Genomic DNA, 19,474 nt, shown 5'->3' with positions numbered 1-19,474 from the left:
GGCACCTGGATGGACATTGATTTTCCACTGGTACTGGTGGTTCTGACTTTCGTGACCGGAGCGGTCTGGCTGGCGGACATCGCGTTCCTGAGAAAGCGTCGGCTTGCCGGCGCAGAGCAGGGTGGCCAGGTAGACGAATCAGCCGATGAGTTCGAGGACCGGGAACCCTGGCTGGTGGATATCAGCCGCTCATTTTTCCCCGTGCTGGCGGTAGTCCTGGTGCTTCGGTCGTTCCTGATCGAGCCGTTCCAGATCCCCTCAGGCTCCATGTTGCCGACCCTCGAAGTGGGGGATTTTATCCTGGTCAACAAGTACGCCTATGGCCTGCGCCTGCCGGTGGCCGGTACCAAGATTGTTGAGATCGGCGATCCGGAGCGGGGTGATGTCATGGTGTTCCGCTATCCTGAGGATGGCACCACCAATTACATCAAGCGGGTTGTCGGCCTGCCGGGCGATCATATTCGTTACCGCAACAAGCAACTGTTCATCAATGATGAGCCGGTTCCCCGGGATTTCGTTGCGCGCTTGCCCCCCATGGAACGCTGGCGGGAACAGTTGGGTGAGGTTGAACATGATCTGTACCTGACCATGGGGCGGGTGAGCGGTTCCGGTGAGGGAGAATGGGTTGTTCCTGAAGGCCATTACTTTGTCATGGGCGATAATCGCGACAACAGTAACGACAGCCGTTTCTGGGGCACGGTGCCGGATGAGATGGTGGTGGGCAAGGCCTTTGCTATCTGGATGCACTGGAAATCACTGACAAGTCTGCCATCTTTTGATCGGGTGGGTGGCATCCAATAATTCTGATGGTTCCGGAGTATAAGACGATGAGAAGACACTATCCCGCAGGCCTGAACACGCAGCAGGGCGGCGCTTTGACGATGATGATCATGGCTCTGTTCTTTGGTGGCCTGCTGACTCTGGCGATCAAGATCGGGCCGGCCTACCTGGATGACTTTACCATCCAGGAAGCTCTGGAAAGCCTGGATGGTACCGACGGCCTGTCACAGATGGGTCCGGCGCAGGTGCGCAGCCTGATTAACAAGCGCCTGAGTGTGAATAACGTTGACGGTTTTGATCCAAAGAACATCTCCGTTGAAAAAAATGGCGAACTGGTCGTGATCAAGGTGGATTACGAGGTTCGCAATAACATCTTCCGGAACGTGGACACCGTTGTGCACTTCCAGCACGAGTATGAGTTTCAGGGCCAGTGAGTTCACAACCAGACCTAGACCAACTTCAGCGCCGCATTGGCTACCAGTTCAAGGAGCCGGAGCGGCTTCTGCTGGCGCTGACCCATCGCAGTTTTGGCAACCAGAATAACGAACGTCTTGAATTTCTGGGCGATTCTATCGTGAACATGGTGATCGCCGAGTATCTGTATCTTCATTTCGAGAAGGCCCGGGAAGGGCAGTTGAGCCGGCTTCGGGCCCGTATGGTCAAGGGGGTTACCCTCGCGGAGATCGGTCGTGAATTTCAGTTGGGCCAGTATCTGAGGCTCGGTTCGGGAGAGCTGAAAAGTGGTGGCTTCCGCCGTGAGTCCATTCTCGCCGATGCCGTGGAATCCATTATCGGGGCCATTTATCTGGACAGCGACTTTCATACCTGTCGGGCTCAGGTGTTACGCTGGTTTGAACAGCGCTTGGCAAACCTGGATATTCAGGACACACAGAAAGATCCGAAAACCCGGTTGCAGGAGTACCTGCAGTCCAGGCAATTTCCGTTGCCGCGCTATGAAGTGATTTCCGTTGACGGCGAGGCCCACAACCAGACTTTCCATGTTTCCTGCGCCTTGCCCTCGCTGGACCGTAAAACCACCGGCACTGGCAGTAGTCGACGTGTTGCTGAACAGCAGGCCGCCCGAAATGCACTCAAGCAACTGGGTGTGGAGAATTCCTGATGACTGATATTACCCGCCCGGAAAACCCGGAAAGCCGCTGTGGTTTCGTCGCCATTGTCGGCCGGCCGAATGTGGGCAAGTCTACACTGCTCAATCACATTCTTGGCCAGAAGCTGAGCATCACCTCACGGAAGCCACAGACCACCAGGCATCAGGTGCTCGGTATCAAGACAGAGGGCCCGGTACAGGCCATTTATGTCGATACACCGGGCATGCATGAGGATGAGCCCCGTGCCCTGAACCGCTATATGAACAAGGCGGCCGCGTCCGCCCTTATCGACGTGGATGTGGTGGTCTTCGTGGTGGATCAGCTGGCGTGGACCAGCGCCGATGAGATGGTGCTGGAGAAGCTCAAGCGGGTGAAGTGCCCGGTTATCCTGGCGGTCAACAAAGTCGACAAGCTGGAGAAGCGGGAGCTGTTGTTGCCCCATCTGGAGGCTCTGTCCAAAAAGCGGGACTTTGCCGAGATCATTCCTCTTTCGGCACTGAAAGAGACCAATCTGGAGCCGCTGGAATCGGCTGTTGGCCGCTTCCTGCCCGAAAGTGTCCACTTCTACCCCGATGATCAGATCACAGACCGCAGTGAACGCTTTATGGCGGCCGAAATGGTCAGGGAGAAAATCACTCGTCAACTGGGCGCTGAACTGCCGTATTCCGTGGCAGTGGAGATTGAAGAGTTCAAGCACCAGGGCAATACCCTGCATGTTTCGGCACTGATTCTGGTCGAACGGGAAGGCCAGAAGAAAATCATCATTGGCGATAAGGGTGAGCGCCTGCGTAGTATCGGTCAGGAAGCCCGGGTTGATATGGAGCGGATGTTCGGATCCAAGGTGATGCTCCGGCTCTGGGTCAAGGTCAAGCGAGGCTGGGCTGACAGCGACAGGGCTCTGAAAAGCCTGGGCATGAGCGATTTCTGAGGCCGCCATGAAGGGCGCGGTGCAGCAAGAGCCCGCTTATGTGGTCCATCGGCGACCCTGGCGCGAAACCGCCTTGCTGGTGGATCTGTTTACTCTGAATCACGGCCGCATGAGTGTGGTTGCCCGAGGCGCCAACAGCACTAAGAGCCCGCTCAAGGCCCAGCTTCAGCCATTCCAGCCGTTATTAGTGGACTGGACCGGCAAAAGTGAGCTGAAAACCCTGGTGCAGCTGGAAGTGCGCAGTGCGCCAGCGGTCAGCCAACCCCGCGCGTTGTACAGTGGTTTCTACATTAATGAACTGGTTCAGCGGGTGTTACCGGTGGCCGATCCCTCCCCCGCGTTGTTTGCCAGCTACATTGAAACGCTGCAGGCCCTGGCGGATCTGTCTTCACAGGACGATGTGGAGCCGTTGCTGAGGCGTTTTGAGCGCGCATTTGCTGCCTCGCTGGGCTACGATTTTGCCTGGGACGAAACCACGGATACAGGTATGCCTGTACAGGCAGGCGAGCTCTATGGCTACGATCCGGGCCAGGGCATCGTTTCCAATCTCGCGCCGGAGTTGCCATTGCGCCAATTGCCGGGTGAGGCATTGCTGGCACTGGCGGCCGGCGATTTCATGAGTGAAGCACCCCGTAAAACCGCCAAGCGCGTCATGCGGGTGCTGGTGGATTACCTTTTGCAGGGCCGGCCGCTGCACAGCCGTTCCCTGTTCAGTCATTCGAATCCGTCATCTGGGAGAGAATCATGAATACCCGAGTCCTGCTTGGAGTGAATATTGATCATGTGGCCACCTTGCGTCAGGCCCGGGGCACCCGTTACCCGGACCCCGTGCAGGCGGCGTTGGTGGCGGAAGAAGCCGGTGCTGATGGCATCACCATTCACCCCCGTGAGGATCGCCGGCATATCCAGGACCGGGATGTGCTGCTGTTGCGGGAAGTACTGCAGACCAAAATGAATCTGGAAATGGCGGTGACCGACGCCATGCTGGCGTTCGCCGAGCAGGTGCGCCCGGAATGTGTCTGCCTGGTGCCGGAAAAACGCGAGGAGCTCACCACCGAAGGTGGACTGGATGTGGATGGCCAGGAAGAGCGCGTGGCCAAGGCCTGTGATCGTCTGGCAAAAATCGGCGCCGAGGTTTCGTTGTTTATCGATCCGGACCCGGTACAGATCGACGCGGCGGTGCGCTGCGGTGCGCCGGTGGTTGAGTTGCATACCGGTGAATATGCCGAGGCCGGGGAACCCGAAGCGGTGGAAGCCTCATTCAAAGTGCTTGCCGATGCCGTGGCCTATGCCCGCAAGAAGGGGCTGATTGTGAATGCGGGCCATGGTCTGCATTACCACAACACCGAGCGGGTGGCCGCTATCCCGGGTATCAATGAACTGAACATCGGCCATGCGATCATCGCCCGTGCCGTCTTTACCGGCCTGAAAGATGCGGTCCGGGACATGAAGGCGATTCTTGACCGGGCCAGGGCCTGATCAACAGTCAGGTGGTTTCCGGCTGGCGCTGCTGTTCCCGGAACAGTTGCTGCCAGTCGGTCTGCTCACTCCAGATCTGCAGCCGCTCCATGGCCGAAATCAGTTGATCTTTTAACAGCTCTCGATCCGGAGCCTCGCACTTCAGGGCGGTCTCGAACCGGTTGGCGGCTGTGCGCAGTTCGGGAACGCCGCAGTAGCGGGTGGCCCCGTGAAGCTTATGCACGCACTCAAGCAGGGGCTCGTTGCCACCGGTCTGCCAAAGCGCCTGAATCCGGTCGATATCGGTGTGTAACTGCTCCAGCAACATACTGAACAGCTCCTCCGCCAGATCGGCCTTGCCCGCCGCCAGTTGAATGCTCTCCTCTACACTGACGCAGTCCTGCTGCATCCGGCGATTTGACGGCCGCAGTGTCCGGCGGGTATCCCGTACTTCGGAAATCCGGAAGCGGTCGGCGCTATTGGTGCAGTCGTAGCCGGTGTATTCGCGAATCAGTTCCACCAGTTGGCTGCTGCTGATCGGCTTGGGCATATAGCCGTCGAAGCCTTGTTGCGCCAGCCGTTCCTGTTCGTCCGCCAGAGCGTGGGCGGTCAGGGCAATAATGGGGGTGTGATGTGAGCCGCTGTCCAGATCACGGATGCGGGCCGTGGTTTCCACGCCGTCCATCCCCGGCATCTGCAGGTCCATGAACACCAGGTCAAACGCCTTCTGACGCACCTTGGTCAATGCCTCGAATCCGCTGGAGGCGCCTTCGGCTTCCAGGCGGCAGTCATTGAGCAAGGTCATTACCAGTTTCAGGTTGGCTTCGTTATCGTCCACCGCCAGAATGCGGGGCGTGCCTGAGCCGCTGTTCTGCCTCAATGGTAGCGCGGCTTCCGGCGCGCTTCGGTTGCCCGACTGAATGCCATGGATCAGCAGCAGCAGTTCATCGTAGAGGGCGTCCCGGCAGACCGGTTTGGTCAGGTGGCCGCTGGCCAGGCCCGACAGCGGCGTGTCGTGGGTTTCCAGAGTGGGCGTCAGCAACAGGGTGCGGCAGTCGCGTTCCACTTCCAGGGAACGCACCAGGTTGCAGTACTGGCTGGAGTTGAGCAGGTGGCGGGTAATGCCGATGATGGCGCCGGCGTAGCCTTCCTGCCTCCGTTGCGCCTCTTCTATCTGTTCCTGCAGTGCTCCGGGTGAGGCAACCCGTTCAACGGCCACGCCCCAGTCCCTTAACAGGTGCTCCACCGCCAGCCCGGTGGTCTTCTGGTGTTCGAGATAGATGATCTTTTCACCCCGGAGCGCCTCTTTGGGGCTGGAGCTGTCGCCGGTTGAGGACAGTTCCGGCGTCAGGGTAAACCAGAACGTGGAACCTTTGCCCAGCTCACTTTCCAGGCCGATCTTGCCGCCCATTTCTTCCACCAGCCGTTTGGAGATGGCCAGCCCCAGACCGGTACCGCCATACTGCCGGGCAGTGGAGGCATCGGCCTGGCTGAAGGCGTTAAACAGTGACTGCTGCTGGGCACGTGACAGACCAACGCCGGAATCGGTGATGCTCAGGCGCAGAGTAACCCGGTTATGCTCGGTATCTTCGTCTTCCAGACTCGCCCGTAATACCACTTCGCCGGTCTGGGTGAACTTGATGGCATTGTTCACCAGGTTGGTGATCACCTGCTTGACTCGCAGCGGATCCCCCATGATGTTGTCCGGTACATCGTTGTAGACCAGTGGCACCAGGTCCAGGTTTTTAGCGTGGGCCGCCGGTGCCAGCATGACCATCACCTCCTCAACGATATCCCGGAGCTGGAAAGGCACGCGGTCCAGTATCAGTTTGCCGGCTTCGATCTTGGAGAAATCCAGAATGTCGTTAATGATGGTCAGCAGGATTTCCGAGGATTTGCGGATGGTGTTCAGGTGGTCGCGCTGCTGGCGGGGCAGTGGGCTTTTCAGCAACAGCTCGGTGAAGCCGATGATGCCGTTCAGCGGCGTCCGGATTTCATGGGACATGTTGGCCAGGAACTCGGATTTGATCCGGCTCGCTTCCAGTGCTTCCTTGCGGGCAAAGTCCAGTTCGATATTCTGGATTTCAATGGTCTCCAGGGTCTCCCGCAGGTCTTCGGTGGCCTGGTCAATGTTCTGTTGCATTTCGGCCTGGGCCTTACTCAATTCCGAGGCCATATCATTGAGCCCCGACTCCAGCTGTTCGAACTCCGGGCCGGCACTGGTGTAAACCCGGGTGTCGAGCTTGCCTTCCTTGAGTTTGGCTACGGCTTCGTTGAGCTGGAATACCGGGTCGGTGAAGGCACGGCTCAGCCGCAGCGCGATGGCAAGACTGAGCAGGACACCACCGATCACCAGCAGCAGCGAGATCAGCAGCGCCTTGTAGGTTTCCTTTTCCGTGCGCACGTGGGACATCTCTACGGCAACCCAGCCCAGCGGGGCCTGGCGTTCCGCCGCAGACTGGCGGGCGTCCGGGTCCAGCATGGTCTCGATCATCAGATCCTGAAGGTGAACCGGCGTGACAAAACGAGTGCTGCTATCGTGGGTCAACCGGATCGGCTGGTTGGGTTCCAGCGGTGCCATCGCCACGGTTTCAGCGCTGCCTGGGCCAGTATGAAGCATGCGCTGGCCATCGCTGCCATAGAAGGTGATGGAGCGAACATCCTGTTCTTCAAGAAGGGCGTTGGAGAGGCTGCTCAGCAGGCTGCGATTGGCCGTGAACAGGCCGTATTCAGAGCCTGCGGCAAGCTGTCGGGACAGGGACTCACCGCGATCCTTCAGCAGGTTCTCAATGTTGTTCACCCAGCTGTAGGTAAAGAATAGCCCTAACAACAGCGTGGTGAGCAGGGTGGGAACCAGAGTTACCACCAGTACTTTCTTGCGAATGCCCCAACGTCGCATACCGAGTTCCTGTAAAATTACCTTGTCCGCCGGCAGGGAGCGCCTGCTGGTGGATACTTCCTTGTCAGCATAGCTGAACGGCAATGATATAACCGTGGCCGTTATCCCGGAAACAGACAGTTATAGCCGCAGGTCATGGATATAGCGACAAGCTGTATTGGGACAAGGCGGCCATAACGCGTATGATTCGAATCCGAAAGTGTATCACAGGGTATCAATATGATTTTCCCCACCATTGAAGATTATGTCGGCCATACACCCCTGGTGCGTCTGCAGCGTCTGCCGGGAGACACCAGTAACGTCATCCTGGCAAAACTGGAGGGGAACAACCCGGCAGGTTCGGTGAAAGACCGGCCGGCTTTGAGCATGATCCAGGAGGCTGAACGCCGGGGAGAGATCAAGCCCGGGGACACCCTGATTGAAGCCACCTCCGGCAATACCGGTATCGCGCTGGCCATGGCCGCGGCCATCAAGGGCTATCGAATGGTGCTGATCATGCCTGATAACCTGAGTGAGGAACGACGCGCCTCCATGCGTGCATACGGCGCCCAGGTGGTGAACGTTTCCCGTGAGCAGGGCATGGAAGGCGCCCGGGATCTGGCCATTCGAATGGAGGCCGAAGGTAAGGGCAAGGTTCTGGACCAGTTCAGCAATGCCGATAACCCTTCGGCCCACTATCACACCACGGGCCCGGAAATCTGGGAGCAGACCGCCGGGCGGGTTACGCACTTTGTCAGCTCCATGGGCACCACCGGTACCATCATGGGCGTGTCCCGTTACCTGAAAGAGCGCAATCCCGATATCCGTATTATCGGCCTGCAGCCAGAGGATGGGGCTTCGATTCCGGGTATTCGCCGCTGGCCGGAGGCTTACCTGCCGAAAATCTACGATGCCAGCCGGGTCGACCAGGTTCTGGATATTGGCCAGCAGGAAGCCGAGGACACCATGCGGGCACTGGCCGAGCGAGAGGGCATTTTCTGTGGTGTGTCCTCCGGCGGTGCCATTGCAGCGGCCCTGAAATTGTCCCGTGAGGTTGAAAACGCCGTGATCGTGGCCATTATCTGTGACCGCGGAGACCGTTACCTCTCCACCGGTGTGTTTCCCGGCGCCTGAGTGGCCCCCAATCAAGAGAATTCTATATGAGTAAGCGTCGCCGCAAGGTTCTGCCCAAGGAGCCCGTGCGTTGTGAAATCGAGACCCTGAGCCACGATGGCCGGGGCATTGCCCGCGCTGATGGCAAAACCCAGTTTGTTGACGGAGCCCTGCCGGGCGAAACCGTGATGGCCAAAATGGTCAGCACCCGCAGCCGGTTTGATGAGCTGCGCACAACCGAAGTGCTGGAAGCAGCCCCTGACCGCCAGCAGCCACCCTGTGAGTTTGCCGATCTTTGCGGTGGTTGCAGTCTTCAGCACATGAGCGCCGATGCCCAGATACGGTTCAAGGAAAATACCCTGCGCGAGCATTTTGCCCACTTTGGGGGCATTGAACCGGAGCAGTGGGTGGCTCCGATGCGTTCTCCGGATAGCCTCGGCTATCGTCGCAAGGCGCGGCTGGGCGTACGTTATGTGAAGGCCCGGGAGTCGGTGCTGGTTGGTTTCCGGGAGAAGCGCAATAGCTTTCTGACCGATATTGACCGCTGCGTGGTACTGGATCCCCGGATCGGTGAGCGAATCGAGCCTCTTCGGGAGTTGCTACATGGCATGGCGGCATTTGACCGGATTGCCCAGGTAGAAGTGGCCTGTGGCGATGATACGGCTGCCATGGTGTTCCGGAACATGGATGACCTGGTGCCGGACGACCGGGAAAAGCTGATCGCCTTTGGTCAGGCCCATGACTTGCATATCTATCTGCAGCCCAAGGGCCCGGACACCGTGCACCGGATCTGGCCGGAATCGGGCGGGCGGGACGATGAACGCCTGACCTATCGTATGGATGAGTTTGACCTCACCATGGCCTTCCATCCCATGGACTTTACCCAGGTGAACGCCGGCATCAACCGCAATATGGTACACCGTGCGGTCGAGTGGCTGGACGTCCAGCCCGGAGAGCGGGTACTGGATCTGTTCTGCGGCCTGGGCAACTTTACGCTGCCACTGGCCCGCAAGGGCGGGCAGGTTGTGGGTGTGGAAGGCGACGATGCCATGGTGGTTCGCGGCCGTGAAAACGCCCGCCTGAACGATCTCTCCAATGTGGAATTCCACGGGGCAGATCTGCACGGGGATTTCACCGGGCAATCCTGGGCAAAAGAGGGTTTTGACAAGATTCTGATCGATCCACCCCGTTCGGGCGCGGAGGAGATCTGTAAGTATCTGACTGCTTTCGGTGCCAACCGCATTGTTTACGTGTCCTGCAACCCCGCTACCCTGGCGCGGGATGCCGGGGTGATGGTGCGCAACGGTTATCGGCTGGTACAGGCCGGTGTGATGGATATGTTCCCCCATACCACCCACGTTGAGTCCATTGCGTTGTTTGAGCGTAGCGCAGACTGACCGGGTTTAGGGGGTATGCAACGGAACGGCCAGGATGGCCGTGAGAATAACCGAAAAACAAATGGGTAAAGCTCTGCCATGGTAAAAGTTCGGGAAGACTATTCGATCAGCGGTGATGGCGAGGTCGATATAGACCGCTGCGTGCAGCACATCGCTGAACAGACTCATCTCGAGGATCCGGATCAGCTTCGGCGGGCTTGTGAGAAAGCCGCCCAGATTGCCGTTCAGGCGTTCCGGGAAGACCGTTTGTGGGCGCCCGGAGCCAGCAGTTTCCGGACCGGTCTGGAAATGGCGCAGGTTTTGGCAGAGCTGCATCTTGATCAGGCCAGCCTGGTTGCCGCCGTGCTCTATCGGGCGGTGCGTGAAGAACGGGTGCCGCTTGAAGAGGTTCGCAAGGAATTCGGCGATGAAGTGGCGGGGCTGATTAACGGCGTGCAGCAGATGGCTGCGATTTCGTCCATCCATCATCCGCTCAAGGGCAATGTCCTGGGGCAGAGCGAAGGCCAGTTGGACAATGTCCGCAAGATGCTGGTCACCATGATTGATGACGTTCGGGTAGCGCTCATCAAACTGGCAGAGCGCACCTGCGCTATCCGCGCAGTGAAAGATGCGCCGGAAGAAAAACGCATGCGCGTGGCCCGGGAAGTCTTCGACATCTATGCTCCGTTGGCGCACAGGCTCGGTATCGGCCACATCAAGTGGGAGCTGGAAGATCTCTCATTCCGCTACCTGCATGGTTCTGCATACAAGAAAATCGCCAAGTTGCTGGATGAGAAACGGCTGGACCGTGAAAGCTACATCCGCCGCGTGATTGATACCCTGCAAACCGAGCTCAAGGCTTCCGGTATCAAGGCCGAGCTCAGCGGGCGGGCCAAGCACATCTACAGTATCTGGCGGAAGATGCGTCGTAAGGGAATCGATTTTTCCCAGGTTTACGATGTCCGTGCCGTGCGCATTCTGGTGCCGGAGGTTCGTGATTGCTATGGTGCGCTGGGGATTGTTCACACCCTGTGGCGCCACATTCCCAACGAGTTTGATGACTACATTGCCAACCCCAAGGAGAACGGTTACCAGTCGCTGCACACCGCTGTGATCGGCCCGGAAGGCAAGGTCATGGAGGTGCAGATTCGTACCCATGCCATGCATGAAGAAGCGGAGCTGGGTGTGTGTGCCCACTGGCTGTACAAGGGCACCGATACCAGGAACAAATCCACCGGCTACGACGCCAAGATCAACTGGTTGCGCCAGGTTCTGGAGTGGCAGGAGGAGCTGGGAGACATTTCCGGACTGGCGGATCATCTGAAATCAGACGTGGCCTCAGACCGGGTGTATGTGTTTACGCCGGAAGGCCATGTGGTAGACCTGCCCCAGGGCGCCACGCCGGTGGATTTTGCCTACCGGGTGCATACCGAAATTGGTCATGCCTGCCGGGGTGCCAGGGTGAACAGCCGCATTGTTCCGCTGACCTACCCGCTCAAGACCGGGGATCAGGTTTTTATTCTGACCTCCAACAATCCGGCTCCCAGCAGGGACTGGCTCAACCCGAGCCTGGGCTATATTCAGACGTCCAGGGCCCGGGCGAAGGTTACACACTGGTTCAAACAGCAGAACCGTGACCGCAATGTCATTGACGGCCGCGCTATTCTGGAAGATGAGTTCAAGCGCCTGTCGCTGTTTGATGTGGAGCTGGAACAACTGGCAGCCAAGGTCAACTACCACAGCATTGATGATATGTTTGCCGCCATCGGGGCGGGAGACCTGCGGCCTACTCATGTGGCCAATGTGGCTCAGCAACTGTTGGAGCCCCGGTCTGAACAGCTGGATCTTAAGCTGACCCCGAACCGGAAAAAGCCCTACGATACTGAATCCGATATCCAGATACTCGGTGTTGGCAAGTTGAAAACCCAGGTGGCCAAGTGTTGCAAGCCGCTGCCCGGCGACCCGATCGGGGGATACATCACCGTGGGCCGCGGCGTGACCGTGCACCGCCAGGACTGCCTCACGTTCCTGAACCTGCGGGAATTTGAACCGAACCGCATCATTGAAGTGAACTGGGGCGGGCAGCCCGCGGCGGTCTATCCGGTGGATATCGAAATTGAGGCCTACGATCGATCCGGTCTGCTGCGTGACATCACCCAGGTGCTGTCTTCGTCCCGCAGTGATGTGTTGTCTCTCAACACCGTGACCAACAAAGACGAGAACACGGCCACTATGCGGGTGACGGTGGAAATCTCCAGCCTGGAGCAGTTGGCGCGGCTGCTGGCCCAGATTCGGAACCTGCCGAACATCATCGACGTAAGGCGGAAACGCGGATGAGTTACAGCATCGAAGATCTGAAATACCTGATGGCCCGGCTCCGGGATCCGGACACCGGTTGCCCCTGGGACACCAAACAGACCTTTGCCAGCATCGTGCCTCACACGATTGAAGAAGCTTACGAAGTCGCTGATGCCATCGAGCAGGAGGATTTCCCACATCTGAAAGACGAACTGGGAGATCTTCTTTTCCAGGTCATCTTCTATGCCCGCATGGGAGAAGAAACCGGACACTTTGAGTTTGATGGCATTGTTGACCACTTGGTTCGCAAGCTGGTTCGGCGCCATCCCCACGTGTTTCCGGGGGGCACATTGGAGAGCCGTATCGATCCGGATAATCGACCCGATGAAGCCTGGATCAAGGAAAGCTGGGAGCGCATCAAGGCCGAGGAGCGCGCTGAGAAGCCGGTGGCTGAGACTCCGGCCAGCCGTCTGGACGGTATTGCCCGCACTCTGCCGGCCATGGCCCGGGCGGAAAAACTGCAACGGCGTGCGGCCCGGCATGGCTTCGACTGGCCGGATATCGGCCCGGTGTTCGACAAACTTCACGAAGAGATCGACGAGCTCAAGGAAGCCTGGCAAATGGCCGAGGCCGGTACCGGAGATCTGGATGCGGTTGAGGACGAGCTGGGTGACCTGCTGTTTGTTTGCGTAAATCTGGCACGTTTCCTGAAGGTAAATCCCGAGCAGGCCCTGAAACGAACCAATCGCAAGTTTGATGCCCGGTTCCGTGCCATTGAGCGGGTGCTGGAAAAAGAAGGTCGTAATCTGGATGAAGAAACCCTGGAAGCGCTGGATGCCGTGTGGCAGAGCGTGAAAGGAGTGGAAAAGGAGTAGGGAAGCGGAACTGGAAACCGTCACCGATAGGTACAATCCGTTACCAATTTTCCGTCACCGGCCTGTCATTCTTCGTCTACACTTCCGGGAACAGTCGCACTGAAAAAGTGCGTTGTGCCATCAAACAAGATGCAGGAGTGAAGGCACCATGAAGATCAAAGATCTGGTCAAGCACTGGGATAAACACGGCCGTGGAAGACTGACCCGGGACGCCGCCTATCTGTCTTTGGCTGACCAGCATCATGACCGCTTGCAGAAGCTTGCGGCACTGTATCCGATGAAGTCTACTCAGGATCTGATGCGGGATCTGATCTCCGCCGCTCTCGACGAGCTGGAAACCAGTTTCCCCTACGTTCAGGGTGAGAAGGTTGTGGCTTACGACGAGGATGGCTTTGAAATCTATGAGGACAAAGGCCTGACACCGCAATTCGTTGCCCTGAGCCAGAAACACATCAAGCGCCTCAAGGCCCGCCAGTTGGAGTCGGTTGCCTGACGGTTGCCAACACCCATTGCCATATTCTGTAACAACAACGCCGGGCTCAGCCCGGCGTTGTTGTTTGTATTACGACTTCTTCTGTTCTGCCAATCGGTCTTTCAGCGGACCCTGGCTGATCAGGTCGTCCAGAGCGGCGGCAATCATGTCGTTCAGGATCTCACTTTCGCTTCGGTCCGGGTAGAGTTCCGCCAGGGCCGCAATCCGTGCGGCATCTTCCAGAGGCAGGCGCAAGTTGTATTCATGGCTGCGCTCCTGGGCCTGTTTTTCCTTTTCCCAATGCTGGGGCAGTTCGGTCACTTTCATGTCAGCTCCTGAGCGAAGTGGTTGAATCGTCAATAGACTTTCTGCGTTGCTCCCTAGTATCGTAAGTTTAGATTGTTTCCGTCAATTCAGAAGGAACCTGCCGTGACCGAACTGCACCCGGATCTTCGAGAAAACGTACGTTTGCTGGGCGATCTGCTTGGCCAGAGCATACTCCGATTCCCCGGACAGGACTGCTACGACCGCATTGAAGAAATCCGCGCCGCCGCCAAGGCTGACCGGCGCCAGGAAAGCGGTTCCGGACAACGCCTGGTGAAGCTCCTGGGCCAGCTCAGCGATGATGAGCTGTTACCGGTGACCCGAGCCTTTAACCAGTTTCTCAACCTTGCCAACCTGGCTGAGCAGTACCATGGAATTCGTCGCAAGCAGGGGCATCCGTCAGATCTGATGGTGGAATCCCTGGGGGACGTGTTTGATCGGCTGAAGTCCGGGGGGATAGACCCGCAAGAGTTGCATCGGAAGGTTGCAGATTTACGCATAGAGTTTGTGCTCACCGCGCACCCCACCGAAGTGGCCCGGCGTACATTGATCCTCAAGTACGATGAAATGTCCGATTGCCTGTCGAGGCTGGATCATGACGACCTGATGCCCGGTGAACGGGAGGAAATTGTTGACCGGTTGTCGCTGTTGATTGCCGAGGCCTGGCATACCGACGAGATTCGGCATGAAAGGCCGACCGCCGTGGACGAGGCCAAGTGGGGCTTCGCCGTTATCGAGAACAGTCTCTGGCAGGCGCTGCCGAAATTTCTCCGTAGCCTGGACACCTCGCTGTCGGAGGCGACCGGTCAGGGGCTTCCGTTGCAGGTGTCGCCGATCCGAATTGCCTCGTGGATGGGGGGAGACCGTGATGGCAACCCCAATGTCACCCACGAAGTGACCCGGGAAGTGTTTCTGCTTGGTCGCTGGATGGCCGCAGATCTCTATCTGCGCGATATCCAGGCGCTGAGAGCGGAGCTCTCCATGTGGCAGGCAAGCGATGAATTGCGGGCCGAGGTGGGAGATTCCCGGGAGCCGTATCGCCAGGTGCTGGCCCAGTTGAGGGAACGCCTGATCAAGACCCGGGACTGGGCCGAGGCCAGCGTCAAGGGCGAGCCGGCGGACGATTCGGGCATTCTGTTTGAGAACGAGGATCTGACCGGGCCTTTGGAATTGTGCTATCGCTCCCTGATGGAGTGCGGGCTGGAGACCATTGCCAATGGTCCGCTGCTGGATACCATTCGCCGGGCTCACACCTTCGGCCTGCCACTGATCCGACTGGATATCCGCCAGGAGGCCTCACGCCACGCCGAGGCGGTGGCAGAGATGGTGAACTACCTGGGGTTGGGTGACTATCTGTCCTGGTCGGAACAGGAGCGCCAGGCGTTTCTGGTCAAGGAACTGAAAGGGCGGCGCCCCCTGGTGCCCCGGAATTGGCAACCCTCCGAGCCGGTGCGGGAGGTGCTGGCAACCTGCGAGGTGGTCGCAGGCCAGACACCGGAAGCCCTGGGTTCCTACGTCATTTCCATGGCCAGCAAGCCCTCGGACGTTTTAAACGTGATTTTGCTGCTGCGGGAAGCGGGGATGGCTTTCCCCATGCGCGTTGTGCCGCTGTTCGAAACGTTGGATGATCTCAAGGGGGCACCCGACAGTATGGCGGCCCTGTACGAGGTGGACTGGTATCGGGAATACTGCAGCGGACGCCAGGAAGTCATGATCGGCTATTCAGACTCCTCCAAAGATGCCGGCCAGTTGATGGCGGCCTGGGCCCAGTACCAGGCCCAGGAGAAGCTGACCGAAGTGGCCAATCGATATGGAGTGCATCTGACTCTGTTTCATGGCCGCGGCGGCACCGTGGGCCGGGGCGGTGGTCCGGCGAATCGGGCGATTCTGTCCCAGCCGCCGGGCTCGGTGAACGGCAGCTTCCGGATTACCGAGCAGGGCGAGATGATCCGCTTTAAATTTGGTCTGCCGAGGCTGGCGGTGCAGAGTCTGACCCTCTACACCACCGCGGTGATTGAGGCGACCCTGGCGCCACCACCTGTGCCAAAGGATGAGTGGCGCGAGGTGATGGACTGGCTGACCGAGCGTTCGCTGCGGTCCTACCGTGAGGTGGTCCGTGAGAATCCCGATTTTGTGCCTTACTTCCGCCAGGTCACACCGGAAACGGCTCTGGGTAAACTCGCCCTTGGCAGCCGGCCGGCCCGGCGCAAGGCCACAGGGGGCGTTGAAAGCCTGAGAGCCATTCCGTGGATTTTTGCCTGGACCCAGATGCGGTTGATGCTGCCCAGCTGGCTGGGCAGTGATGTTGCCCTCGAAGAGGCGGCCCAGGCGGACCGCCTGCCCGAGCTGCGGGAGATGATGCAGGGCTGGCCGTTCTTCCGCACCTACGTGGATATGCTGGAAATGGTCCTCGCCAAGGCAGATTTGCGTATTGCCAGCTATTACGAGCAGACCCTGGTTGAGGACGAGCACTTGCTGGCGCTTGGCCAGAGCCTGAGGCAGCGTTTGCAGGGCTGCATTGAGCGTCTGCTGGAGCTTAAACAGCAACAGACTCTGCTGGAGCAGGAGCCGGTGTTTGCCCATTCAATGAAAGTCCGGAATCCCTACACTGATCCGCTGCACTATCTGCAGGCAGAATTACTCAGGCGTGACCGGGAAAGCGAGGGGGCTGGAAAGGTGCCTGAATTGGTCGAGAGGGCGCTGAAGGTGACCATGGCCGGAATTTCTGCCGGTATGCGAAATACCGGTTAAGGTGCATAATAAGGCCGGGGCCGGACAGCCCCGGCCCATTTGCTTTAAGGAGTTACCCCCGTTGGCATTGTCGGAGAGGCTTTCGCGTTTTCTAGCCCGCAAGGGCATTACCTACCAGCCACTGGAAACGGAGCCCGTTGCCAATCTGGACGCGGCGGTGCTTGCTTCGGGTAAACCCCAGCATGACTTTATCAAGGCGACCCTGCTGATCGATATCAATGGGGTGGTTATGGTGGTACACCGTTTTGACAGCACGCTTGATATGGATGCCGTGCACCAGTTCACCGGTCGGCGCCTGCAGCCGCTGACGGCGCGCCAGACTTCCCGGTTGTTCGGGGACTGTGACGCCGGATTCGTACCTCCGATCGGAGCCGCCTGGGAGCTGCCGGTTCTGGTGGATGAAGATGTAGTGACAGCCGAAAGTGTGATCTTCTCCGGTGGCACGGACCACAGCCTGGTTGAAATGGACGGCCGGGCCTTCCGTCTGGCCCAGGCTGGCGCCCGGCAGGGACATCTGGTTATTCGTGGTCAGGGCGTGGAAGATCGCGAAGCCCTGACTCTGGAAGACGTGGCAGACAAACTGCAAAAGCTTTATCGGCTGCCGCCAATGCCGGCCCTGGCATTGCGAATCCTGCGGCTGACCGCCAATACTGAAGCGACGGCCAAAGAGCTGGCCGAGTTGATCGAATTCGACCCCAGTATGACCGCGCAGATCATGCGCTATGCCCGATCAGCGCTGTTCAACTACCCCGGCCAGATAAACTCTGTACAGGAAGCGGTCACCCGGGTCCTCGGTTTTGACCGGGTTGCCCACATTGCCCTGGGTATTGCCTCGGTGCGGGCGTTTGATGTGCCCCGCGGAGGCATGCTCGGCATGGATAATTTCTGGCGCCACTCGCTTTATTGCGCGTTCCTGTGCCAGAACCTCGCCGCCTATTCCGGCCGCGACAAGGGGCTCGCCTATCTGTGCGGATTGCTGCACAACTTCGGCCTGCTGCTGGTGGGCCATCTGTTTCCATCGGAGTTTGAAGAGCTCAATGCTCTGCGGGAAATCAACCCGGAGGCAAGCATGCACTCGCTCGAGCAGGAAGTGTTTGGCCACAGTGAGCGCCAGGATATTCTGGCTGTTGGTCATGGTGCCATTGGCGGTATTCTGCACCGGCTGTGGCAGTTGCCGGAAGCCGTGATCAAAGCCGCCGGCATGCACCAGCACATCGGATACCATGGCGAGCACGAGGAATATGTCCAGATGGTGCAGCTGGCCAATGCCATACTCAAAGAGCGTGGTATCGGTGACGAACTCAATCCTGACGACCTGCCGGCACTGGTTGAGAGCCTTGGGCTCCGGGCGGATGTGCTGGAGCGGGTTCAGAGCGACATGGACCAGGTGGCTTCCGATCTGGACGTGCTGGCGTCTTCCCTCGCTTCCTGATTATTCCCAGCCCTGCACTGGCCGTTGAGGCAGCTTACAGCCCGGCATTCGGACAATGATACGGAGGTCGACTTTCTCTGCCGGGTGTGAGTTCGTATAATGCTGCCTCGTTTTTGTGCGTGCGCGCCGGATACACGGTCCGGAGCCGTCGAGAGGTTGTCGCAAAGGCAGAGGTCTTTGCCATAACTTTTCAAACGATAATATAAAGCAATGGGAGCACAACGTTATGCGAATCATTATGTTAGGCGCGCCAGGCGCAGGTAAGGGCACCCAGGCCCAGTTTATTACCGAGCGTTTCGAGATCCCCCAGATCTCCACGGGTGATATGCTCCGCGCTGCGGTCAAAGCCGAATCCGAGCTGGGCCTGCAGGTTAAAGAGGTTATGGCGTCTGGTGGCCTGGTGTCTGATGACATCATCATTGCCCTGATTGAAGAGCGTATCCAGCAGCCAGATTGCAAGAACGGCTTCCTGCTGGATGGCTTCCCGCGCACCATTCCCCAGGCTGAGGCCCTGAAAGACCAGGGTATCGCCATCGACTACGTGGTCGAAATCTCGGTTGAAGACGAAGAAATCGTCAGCCGCCTGTCTGGCCGTCGTGTACACGAGGGCAGTGGCCGTATCTACCACGTTAAATACGATCCGCCCAAGGTAGAAGGCAAAGACGATGAGACCGGCGAAGCGCTGATCCAGCGTGAAGACGACAAGGAAGAGACCGTTCGCAAGCGCCTCAAAATCTATCATGAGCAGACAGCGCCGCTGGTGGGCTTCTACCAGAGCTGGGCAGAGAAAGCCCCGGCCGATGCGCCCAGGTATGTGCGCGTTGAAGGTGTTGGCAGCCTCGACAGTATTCGCGATCAGATTCTGTCCCAACTGAAGTGATCGAAACCGGCTCAGCCCAGGAGGCGTGATTCTGTGAAACTTCTGGCACTGGATACCTCATCCGAGGGCTGTTCCGCGGCACTCTGGCTGGATGGCCGGGTGACCGAGCGATTCGAGGTGGCTCCGCGGGGCCACACTCGCCTGTTAATGCCCATGGTTCGCGAATTGTGCGCGGAGCAGGGCCTGTCCCCAACCGATCTCGATGCGCTGGCGTTCGCCCGGGGCCCAGGCTCTTTCACCGGGCTGCGGATTGCAACCGGTGTAGTCCAGGGATTGGCCTGGGGGCTGGATATCCCCGTGGTTCCAGTGTCGTCCCTGGCGGCGGTGGCGCTCGCGGCGATCGAAACGCACGCCCTGCAGGAGGGTGATTGCATTGCGGTGGCCTTTGACGCCCGCATGGGGGAGGTTTACTGGGGCGTGTTCCGCTGTGAGGCGGGGCTTCCAGTGTTGCTGAGCGAGGAGCGGGTCTGCCCGCCTGATGCGGTGACTCTGCCACCGGATGCCGGTGGCAACTGGTACGGCGCCGGTCAGGGCTGGACCCTGAAAGAGCAGATGCCCGGTGAGCTCGTTGAACGCCTCTCAGCCATTGACGATACGTTGTTGCCGGCAGCGGCCCAGGTGGCGAAACTGGCCGAACAGGGAATGTCGAACGGGCAGGCGGTGCCAGCAGAGCAGGCACAACCGGTGTATATCCGGGACGAAGTGGCCTGGAAGAAGTTGCCCGGTCGGGAGTGAACCCCGCTCCAACCGCCGTCTTTGCATTCTGCACCAGATCCTCCATAATGCGATGACGACTCTGA

The 19,474-nt window shown here is 58.8% G+C and carries 17 protein-coding genes; 15 read left to right on the top strand and 2 right to left on the bottom strand.

Annotated elements, in window-relative coordinates; genetic code table 11:
* The first annotated feature begins 9 nt into the window (after positions 1-9).
* Genes lepB through pdxJ form a run of 6 tightly spaced genes read left to right on the top strand, consistent with a single transcriptional unit; the run spans position 10 to position 4,296 of the window.
* A complete protein-coding gene (gene lepB / locus ACAM27_RS15495) occupies positions 10-801 on the top strand; it encodes a signal peptidase I (protein ID WP_023007924.1) in 792 nt (263 codons plus the stop codon).
* Between the two features lie 26 nt (positions 802-827).
* Positions 828-1,214, top strand: coding sequence for a DUF4845 domain-containing protein (locus tag ACAM27_RS15490; protein WP_023007925.1), 387 nt, complete (start codon positions 828-830; stop codon positions 1,212-1,214).
* Positions 1,211-1,900, top strand: coding sequence for a ribonuclease III (gene rnc, locus ACAM27_RS15485; protein WP_011785712.1), 690 nt, complete (start codon positions 1,211-1,213; stop codon positions 1,898-1,900). The genes ACAM27_RS15490 and rnc overlap by 4 nt, the downstream gene beginning before the upstream one ends.
* Positions 1,900-2,817: a GTPase Era gene (era, locus tag ACAM27_RS15480; protein ID WP_011785711.1), complete on the top strand. Its 918-nt coding sequence runs from the start codon at positions 1,900-1,902 to the stop codon at positions 2,815-2,817. The genes rnc and era overlap by 1 nt, the downstream gene beginning before the upstream one ends.
* A gap of 7 nt (positions 2,818-2,824) precedes the next feature.
* A complete protein-coding gene (gene recO / locus ACAM27_RS15475; protein WP_222534722.1) occupies positions 2,825-3,565 on the top strand; it encodes a DNA repair protein RecO in 741 nt (246 codons plus the stop codon).
* Entirely contained in the window at positions 3,562-4,296 is a 735-nt protein-coding gene (gene pdxJ / locus ACAM27_RS15470; protein WP_014420775.1) for a pyridoxine 5'-phosphate synthase, read from the top strand. The genes recO and pdxJ overlap by 4 nt, the downstream gene beginning before the upstream one ends.
* Before the next feature lie 7 nt (positions 4,297-4,303).
* On the opposite strand, the gene ACAM27_RS15465 is transcribed toward pdxJ, so the two are convergent.
* Positions 4,304-7,174 (bottom strand): ATP-binding protein, encoded by a 2,871-nt coding sequence (locus tag ACAM27_RS15465; protein WP_031209676.1) that lies wholly within the window; start codon positions 7,172-7,174, stop codon positions 4,304-4,306.
* Positions 7,175-7,393: 219 nt separating this feature from the next.
* Here ACAM27_RS15465 and cysM point away from each other — a divergent pair, with 219 nt between their 5' ends.
* From cysM to ACAM27_RS15440, 5 genes are all read left to right on the top strand, one after another.
* On the top strand, positions 7,394-8,287 hold the full coding sequence (cysM, locus tag ACAM27_RS15460; protein ID WP_011785707.1) for a cysteine synthase CysM: 894 nt from the start codon (positions 7,394-7,396) through the stop codon (positions 8,285-8,287).
* Positions 8,288-8,313: 26 nt separating this feature from the next.
* Positions 8,314-9,663 carry a 23S rRNA (uracil(1939)-C(5))-methyltransferase RlmD gene (gene rlmD, locus ACAM27_RS15455; RefSeq protein ID WP_014420778.1) on the top strand — a complete coding sequence of 450 codons (1,350 nt, stop codon included), beginning with the start codon at positions 8,314-8,316 and terminating at the stop codon, positions 9,661-9,663.
* A gap of 78 nt (positions 9,664-9,741) precedes the next feature.
* Positions 9,742-11,979, top strand: a complete 2,238-nt coding sequence (gene relA / locus ACAM27_RS15450) for a GTP diphosphokinase (protein WP_114433638.1) — start codon at positions 9,742-9,744, stop codon at positions 11,977-11,979.
* Complete coding sequence (gene mazG / locus ACAM27_RS15445) at positions 11,976-12,815, top strand: nucleoside triphosphate pyrophosphohydrolase (RefSeq protein WP_369612274.1); 840 nt, start codon at positions 11,976-11,978, stop codon at positions 12,813-12,815. The genes relA and mazG overlap by 4 nt, the downstream gene beginning before the upstream one ends.
* 148 nt (positions 12,816-12,963) lie before the next feature.
* Entirely contained in the window at positions 12,964-13,308 is a 345-nt protein-coding gene (locus ACAM27_RS15440) for a hypothetical protein (RefSeq protein WP_011785703.1), read from the top strand.
* Between the two features lie 69 nt (positions 13,309-13,377).
* On the opposite strand, the gene ACAM27_RS15435 is transcribed toward ACAM27_RS15440, so the two are convergent.
* On the bottom strand, positions 13,378-13,614 hold the full coding sequence (locus ACAM27_RS15435; protein ID WP_011785702.1) for a hypothetical protein: 237 nt from the start codon (positions 13,612-13,614) through the stop codon (positions 13,378-13,380).
* A gap of 102 nt (positions 13,615-13,716) precedes the next feature.
* On the opposite strand from ACAM27_RS15435, the gene ppc reads away from it, so the two are divergent.
* The 4 genes from ppc to tsaB all read left to right on the top strand — a co-directional run bounded on the left by ppc (position 13,717) and on the right by tsaB (position 19,409).
* Positions 13,717-16,362: a phosphoenolpyruvate carboxylase gene (ppc, locus tag ACAM27_RS15430; protein WP_369612273.1), complete on the top strand. Its 2,646-nt coding sequence runs from the start codon at positions 13,717-13,719 to the stop codon at positions 16,360-16,362.
* A 61-nt stretch (positions 16,363-16,423) separates the two neighbouring features.
* Complete coding sequence (locus ACAM27_RS15425; protein WP_113879887.1) at positions 16,424-17,794, top strand: HDOD domain-containing protein; 1,371 nt, start codon at positions 16,424-16,426, stop codon at positions 17,792-17,794.
* Positions 17,795-18,020: 226 nt separating this feature from the next.
* Entirely contained in the window at positions 18,021-18,674 is a 654-nt protein-coding gene (adk, locus tag ACAM27_RS15420) for an adenylate kinase (protein ID WP_011785699.1), read from the top strand.
* Positions 18,675-18,707: 33 nt separating this feature from the next.
* Complete coding sequence (gene tsaB, locus ACAM27_RS15415; RefSeq protein WP_222197972.1) at positions 18,708-19,409, top strand: tRNA (adenosine(37)-N6)-threonylcarbamoyltransferase complex dimerization subunit type 1 TsaB; 702 nt, start codon at positions 18,708-18,710, stop codon at positions 19,407-19,409.
* Positions 19,410-19,474: the final 65 nt, after the last annotated feature.

The sequence above is a fragment of the Marinobacter sp. RI1 genome, from assembly GCF_041155085.1.
Lineage (GTDB): Bacteria > Pseudomonadota > Gammaproteobacteria > Pseudomonadales > Oleiphilaceae > Marinobacter > Marinobacter nauticus.
This window is presented reverse-complemented; position numbering and strand designations above follow the sequence as displayed.